The organism is Limnospira sp. PMC 289.06 (genome assembly GCF_032350395.1).
In the GTDB taxonomy this organism is placed as follows: domain Bacteria; phylum Cyanobacteriota; class Cyanobacteriia; order Cyanobacteriales; family Microcoleaceae; genus Limnospira; species Limnospira platensis.
The window spans coordinates 62,730-68,845 of sequence record NZ_JARPLC010000009.1 but is presented as its reverse complement, the minus strand read 5'-3'; the positions used below and the strand labels follow the sequence as shown (position 1 = coordinate 68,845).

4 protein-coding genes and 2 pseudogenes are annotated in these 6,116 nt (G+C 44.9%); 2 read left to right on the top strand and 4 right to left on the bottom strand.

Annotated elements, in window-relative coordinates:
* Positions 1-245, top strand: a 245-nt coding sequence (locus P5674_RS03925; RefSeq protein ID WP_315642844.1) for a zinc ribbon domain-containing protein, incomplete at its 5' end; no start/stop codon positions are given.
* A gap of 121 nt (positions 246-366) precedes the next feature.
* Here the strand turns inward: P5674_RS03925 and P5674_RS03920 are convergent.
* Positions 367-1,275 (bottom strand): annotated as a pseudogene (locus P5674_RS03920) (amino acid--tRNA ligase-related protein); the annotation flags it as partial.
* Between the two features lie 110 nt (positions 1,276-1,385).
* On the opposite strand from P5674_RS03920, the gene P5674_RS03915 reads away from it, so the two are divergent.
* Complete coding sequence (locus tag P5674_RS03915; protein ID WP_315669812.1) at positions 1,386-1,838, top strand: SH3 domain-containing protein; 453 nt, start codon at positions 1,386-1,388, stop codon at positions 1,836-1,838.
* A gap of 87 nt (positions 1,839-1,925) precedes the next feature.
* Here the strand turns inward: P5674_RS03915 and P5674_RS03910 are convergent, their stop codons facing one another.
* The 3 genes and pseudogenes from P5674_RS03910 to P5674_RS03900 all read right to left on the bottom strand — a co-directional run.
* Complete coding sequence (locus P5674_RS03910) at positions 1,926-3,350, bottom strand: hypothetical protein (RefSeq protein WP_006616455.1); 1,425 nt, start codon at positions 3,348-3,350, stop codon at positions 1,926-1,928.
* Entirely contained in the window at positions 3,347-3,778 is a 432-nt protein-coding gene (locus P5674_RS03905) for a hypothetical protein (RefSeq protein WP_014275878.1), read from the bottom strand. Before P5674_RS03905 ends, P5674_RS03910 begins: the two co-directional genes overlap by 4 nt.
* A gap of 3 nt (positions 3,779-3,781) precedes the next feature.
* Positions 3,782-6,116: pseudogene (locus tag P5674_RS03900) on the bottom strand (CHAT domain-containing protein); the annotation flags it as partial.

Sequence of the window (6,116 nt, the reverse complement as noted above, 5' to 3'; positions counted from 1 at the left end):
CCACAGTTGTAGATGTGACGGAAGAATACACCAGCAAAACCTGTACTCACTGTGGTAATATGCATTCCCAGCTAGGTGGCTCAAAAGTGTTCCGATGTCCTGAGTGTGGGTTCACTCTACCCAGGGACTGGAACGGTGCTTTTGGAATCTTTCTAAAAGCTTTGCGGGATACCGCCTCTGTTACCTTAACGGGTAATAGTGCTATCGTCGCATTGTCAGGCAATAGCCGGATAAATGTCGCGTAAATGTATTAGCAATCCAATTTTCCCCGGTACTTTGAGATAGTCTCCTTCAAACTTAACGTTGGCAGGATAACTCAAAGCCTGCCGACCATGCTTTGATTTGAAACGGGGTAACTGCGCCCGTTGTAGCCACGGCACAGATTAAGTCTTCAACTAAGGCCATAATTTGGAAATAGTCAGCATAGGCTTGATAGACTTCAATGGAGGTAAATTCTGGGTTATGGGTGCTATCAATTCCCTCGTTACGAAAGACACGACCAATCTCGAAAACTTTTTCCATACCGCCACAAACGGCACGTTTTAAGAACAATTCGGTAGCAATACGCAAGTATAAATCAATATCTAGGGTATTGTGATGGGTGATAAAGGGTCGCGCCGCCGCGCCGCCATAAATAGTCTGGAGGACGGGGGTTTCAATTTCATCAAATCCGGCATTCCATAGATAGGTGCGAATGCTGCGGATAATGCGGCTACGGAGTTTAAACCGCTGTAGGGATGTGGAATTACTAACTAGGTCTATTTCCCGGTGGCGGCGACAGAGTTCGGGGTCATTGATGCCATAGTAGGAGTCGGGGAAGGGTATGGTAGCTTTGGAGATCACGTCAAGGCGGGATACTTGAATGGAAAGTTCCCCCCGGTTGGTGCGGCAGCCAATACCCCCAACTCCGATAAAGTCGCCAATATCGAGAAGTTTTTTAATTTGGTTGAATGTTAAACCTGGGTCGCCTGTGACGAGTTTTTTCTCGATTTTAAGTTGAATGGTTGCTGATGCGTCGGTTAAGCCAATAAAGCCAATGCTACCGCTATCACGTTTGAAGGTGATGCGACCACAGACTCGCAGGGGAAGTGCTTGGGGGTCGGCTTCTCCGTTGGCGAGTTGGTGTTGTGGTTGGGAAAAGTGATCGTGAATTTCTTGGGCGAGGTGCGATCGCTCAAAAGCTACGCTAGGATAGGGTTCAATACCCTGACTACGCAATTCTTGGACTTTTTGGGCACGAACTTCTAATTCGTTGCGGGTTGGATTCTCAGGCATTTCGGAAGTTACATTATAGATTAGAGTCCTAGGATCTCATATCATAGCGATGGTGAAGATCAGAAGAACCGGATATTTATCAGTTACTGTGGTTAACACTTGTTTATCCCATGAGGAAGGTTAAACCCAAAGTTAGGCTCGTTGTCCTGGGTGCTATTATACTGGCAGTAGGTGCGATCGCTATTGGTTTGGCGTTCAGGCCTGATGCTGAAAAGGATTTGAAGGCTAATGGGGATGATCTGTTTGAGCCGATAGTGGGGAATCCTGGCTTTGAGGGGGAACCGCCGCCACAGGTGAGGCGCAATTTTCCTGATGGTGAGTTTCGGGGTGCTGATTTTTACCCGCGAGCCAAGGCTAGAATTAGGAGTAATCGGGTAAATGTTCGCCGACTGGCTACTCTCAACACTGGAAGTATTGCTAGGTTATCGGAGGGGACGGTGGTGGAGGTGGTCGATCGCATTGATAGTTCTGAGGACGGTTATATTTGGTATAAGGTTGTCCTTCCCGAAAGCGATCGCCAAGGATGGGTTCGCGGCGATTTACTTACCCAGATATCAGATTAAACATCACATCCCCTCTCCCCCTCTTCTCTGGGTTGTTTCTGGGTCTGTGGTTGCCCATCCCACCGCTAATGGTAAATTAGAGCATCTCTAGATCTGTTTATTGGTGAACCATCGGTAAACTAACCGACTCACCAACCAGCCGGATAAGATACTTAAAACAATCGTCGCTAGTCCCCCCCACCATAGGCTACTCACCGACGGTGGCTGGTTGGGATCTTTGTCGATATACTGGGAAAGGCTGAGGGTGATAGCCGGAGTCAGGATTTGTCCGACTGCGATCGCAGCACAAGACCCGGTGAGCAACTGACCTAACTTTTGTTGCTGGTCACTCTGTTGTTTTTGGATTCTTTCATCATCAATACTCACTTGAGTTTGCACACTCAACATCAGTTTATCATACAATTGCAGACCCGGACTCACAAATCCAATAGTGGTTTCAATCTGCTTTAAATAATGCTCCGCCTCATCGATAAAATCCCCCAAAAATCCCCCTAATTTCTCGCCCGTATGTTCTTCGATTTGTTGCAGACGTTTTCGATAATTATATAAATTCACTCGCAGAGTTTTCTCTTGGTCGGCAAGGAAAGAGAGTTTCTTATAAAACTCTAAAGACTGGTAAGGTAGCTGCTTGAGCGATTCTTTATTCCACTTCGTCTTTGAATAGTCCTCAGTTTGCTTTTCAATGTCTTTATATTGTTGACTGATTAGATTTTTCAAGGCCCGACTTTGGCTGTAGAAAAAGTTGATTTTATGATAGCTAAGTATCATGTTTTGTAGGATATTATAAAATTCATCTGCTTTTTCCTCAGTTTCAACATCTTGGTAGAGAATCACTCCCATGAGATGAGTGGATTCAAGAGACAAGTTATTAATCGTCTTAACTTTCACCGATTTGGGATAAAGATAGAAAGGACTTCCTAGAAAATTACATTTTATTAAATCATCCTCCGAGATTGTTTCGGGATAGTATAGCCTTAAACATTGAGCAGCAATCTCACGACTTCCCCAGCCTTGATAGTCTTTTTCTGATATAGTTGCTGCCAGAATAGTGGTTTGTCCGAGTTCAATATTGAGCGTAGAAAGATGTTCGCTGAGATTGCCAAAAGTTTTTAAGTCTTGAAGACCTTCTTCGGAGGGGATATAGCTAGTGAAGCGCAGTAAATAGGTATCATTTAGGCGATATAATGCCAAGCGACTGGTAATAATCCCGGTTTCTAAAAATAAGAAATTTTCATTTTCTTCTTTGCATTCCTCGGGAATTTCCTGCCACTTTAAATCCAGCAAATTCCCCCAGAGTGACACATCTTCTTCCGGGGGAATTAAGCGGACGAACCCGTCCGCATATTTATGGGTTTTGCTAGTTAAATGAGAAGTGATTTTATGCAAATTTTCAGTAAAATTATCACGGCGTTCCTTTAGTTGTTCATCAGAATCATTCAGACCATTTCGCAACACATAATGATAGAGGTGGAGGGTTGGGCAGAGAAGTTTAGGAGGCTGGCTGGTTGTCATTTTTGATGGCTATCTTTATTGGGTTTAATTTCAGTTGCCCACTTTTGGATGTCTTGGCAAGCATCTCGACCTTCATTCTCAATATCTCTGCCTGTAATAGGGAGGCCATACGCTTTCTTACCAGGGTCGCCCGTTTTTTTCACCAGTTTATCGATACCATCTTCATCCAGGCGATCGTAAATTTCTCCAAACCATTCCTTTAGCTGTTCATTCCCCGGTTGCTGGCAGAATGCGGTGATATGATTTGCCATCGCGGCGGGGTTAAGTTTATCTTCCGGTGGGAGTTTGGTTAAATAATCGGCAATAGAAATAGCAGTTTCGCGATCTAGTTTTTGCTGTTCTTCTGTACCGGAAAGCCCCAGCATTTCGTGAAATGCCACACAGATAAAAAAATCGCTCTCACTCATCTGGATATCGCTGTTACTCATGGTTTAAACTCCAGTCACAATAAACGCCGCCCAAAAGTAAGGATTCTCAAAGGAAATCCCCTGTAAACGCTTCAGCGCCCTTTCCAAGCGAAACTGCTCTTTAGGTTCTAGTTTACTCAAATCCCAGTTATTTGCGCGGTTTCTCAACTCATCTGCCGTGCGAGTTCGCAACCAGTTTTGAGCATTTTGCAGCCCCACGGCTTTATCTGGGGTCTGTTCTAGCTGACGGTAGAACTCATCCAGGAGAAAGGCAGTGGCGATGGAATTGACTTTCCACAGACTGCTGACAACCGCTTTCGCACCCGCGAGGAGGAACCCGGTAGCAATCCCCAAACACTCATCCGTGGGTTGAAAGGCATCCACCACTCCGGTACAGCAGGCGGAAAGGGTCACTAAGTCAGCGTCGGGGAGGTGCAAGTCGGCAAATAGGGTACTCAGGGTGAGGTTTTCTTTGTGGTCTTCCGATAGCATCAGATAGGAATCTAGGGGATTCTTAAAATTGTACTCAGCATGACCGGAAAAGTGGAAGCAATGGTAATTTTTGGCCGATTCCAAAATCTTGGATTTTCTGGCCTCGCTGCCGGTGAAAACTTCCGGTTTGGTAAAGTTGCGACCCTGGCAAATACTAGCCATTTCCGCCTTAGCAAAGATTAAATCTTTGTCGTCCGTGGGGTTTTCAATACCCAGAAACGAATCGCGAGACCTTTGGCGGTTTTGACAGATTTTCCAAATTTGCAGGTTGGGGAAATAGCGAACTGAAAAACGGTCAATCAGGCGCTGAGTTGGATTCAAAGGGACCGCATGAATGGGAAATAGATGTAAACTGTTATTGGGAACGATGATTAACTGCTGAATCTGGCGCGGGAGGTATTTCTCTAATTCACTGAAATTGAGCAACTCTCCCAGATGGTCAATGCGCCTGGGTAACTCTTCCCGAGTCGTCTGGATTGCGTCATTTTTAGATTTGCTTTTGTCCGCTAAATCTGCCACCCAGTCTCGCGCCAACCTTTCAAAAGGATTCTGGGGTTTGAGATTGACTCGCAGTTTTTCAGGAATTAAGGGGGATTCCTGTCCGGGGAGAATCAGCAGAGTGATGAGTTCGTTTTCGGTGAAGAAAAACTCAATAATTGCTGTGTCTGAGGGCAGTAATTTTTTAACTTCCTCGAAAGAAATGGGGTAAACTTTGGTTTTTGCGATAAATTCCGGTTCGGTTTCCGCAACTTGGCGGTAAAGGTTTTCCAAGGTTTCTTTAGCATTTTCCCAGTCGAGACTGAGGGTTTCTAATTCCACTTCGGGGAGATGCTGATTCATGTTGTCCGTATAGGCTTGTAAGGTTTGGCGTTCTCTTTGTTTGGCGGTGTTGATGTTTTGGGCGAGTTGCTTGGAGATAGTAGCAGGGAAGGATGCATCTTGTTGGGCGATGCGTTCTACGAGATAACGGTTTCTGAAGAGTTCGGTGTAAATAAAGGCGCGTTTGTTATCTTTAAAATGAATAGAAAAAGAGACAATTTGTTGATACAGTTGTAAATAGGATTGCAGTAAAGAGCGGCGAGTCAGAATATCCCGTCCCTGCTGCATTCGGTCTAGGCAAGCTAGAATCCGTTGATAGCAAAACTTTTTCTTTTGATAGGAGTTGACGGAAAAATAGCGATCGGCTGTTTCTTTGAGTCGAGTCGTGGTGAGAAACAGCAGCAGATTATCTTCATCCTGTTCCCGTTCTTCTGACTGCCGAGGGTCGAGTTTTTGCAGGAGGTTTTTGACTTGCTGACGGGTATAAGCCGAGGAACTTTTATGCAGCAGTTCTCTCAATCCTTCAATCGTGGTAGAGTTTCCGGGACAAGCTATTTTTTCTAGGGTTTCAGCAATTGAACGTAGGGAAGAACTGTTATCTAGCCATTCTATTAGTTTTTTAATAGCCATCTCATTACCTGTGGCAATTTGACCCAAAGTTTTTAAATCTTGGCTGCGATTTTTTTTATCTTTATTAGTTTCCAAAAGCTTGACTAAAGCCGAAATTGCCCTTTCGTTACCTGTGCCGATTTGACCTAAGCTTTCTGCCACTCGTCTGCGGGTGTACCAATCAGTAGAGGTTTCCAGGAGATTGACTAACGCCGACATTGCGGTTTCGTTATCTTTGCCGATTTGACCTAAGCTTTTTGCCGCTTGTATGCGGGTAGACTTATCGGTAGTAGTTTCCAGGAGATTGACTAAAGCCGAAATGGCAGTTTCGTTATCTTTGCCGATTTGACCTAAGCTTTCTGCTGCTAGTATTCGCGTAGACTCATCGGTAGTAGTTTCCAGGAGATTGACTAAAGCCGAAATGGCAGTTTCGTTATCT